The sequence below is a fragment of the Salinivibrio sp. ML198 genome, assembly GCF_001996015.1.
In the GTDB taxonomy this organism is placed as follows: domain Bacteria; phylum Pseudomonadota; class Gammaproteobacteria; order Enterobacterales; family Vibrionaceae; genus Salinivibrio; species Salinivibrio siamensis.
On the sequence record NZ_MUEZ01000064.1, the window covers coordinates 1 to 413 of the forward strand.

At 52.1% G+C, this 413-nt stretch carries 1 protein-coding gene; it reads right to left on the reverse strand.

The annotated features are described in order from the left end of the window. Positions 1 to 413, reverse strand: a 413-nt coding sequence (locus tag BZG25_RS15725) for a GTP-binding protein (RefSeq protein ID WP_131826123.1), incomplete at both ends; no start/stop codon positions are given.

Consider the following 413-nt stretch of genomic DNA (forward strand, 5'->3'; position numbering starts at 1 on the left):
TCACGTACTTCCATTTCAACCAGCTCAAGCAGCTCTTCGTCATCAACCATGTCACATTTGTTCATGAACACGATGATGTTTGGAATACCAACCTGACGGCCAAGTAGGATGTGCTCACGCGTCTGTGGCATTGGGCCATCAGTTGCTGCTACAACCAGGATACCACCGTCCATCTGCGCCGCACCGGTGATCATGTTTTTCACATAGTCAGCGTGTCCTGGGCAGTCAACGTGTGCGTAGTGACGGTTTGGCGTATCGTACTCAACGTGAGACGTTGCGATGGTGATACCACGATCACGCTCTTCTGGTGCGTTATCGATTGACGCGAAGTCACGAGCAGCACCGCCGTGTACTTTTGCAAGTACCGTACAGATAGCTGCGGTCAGCGTAGTTTTACCATGGTCAACGTGGCC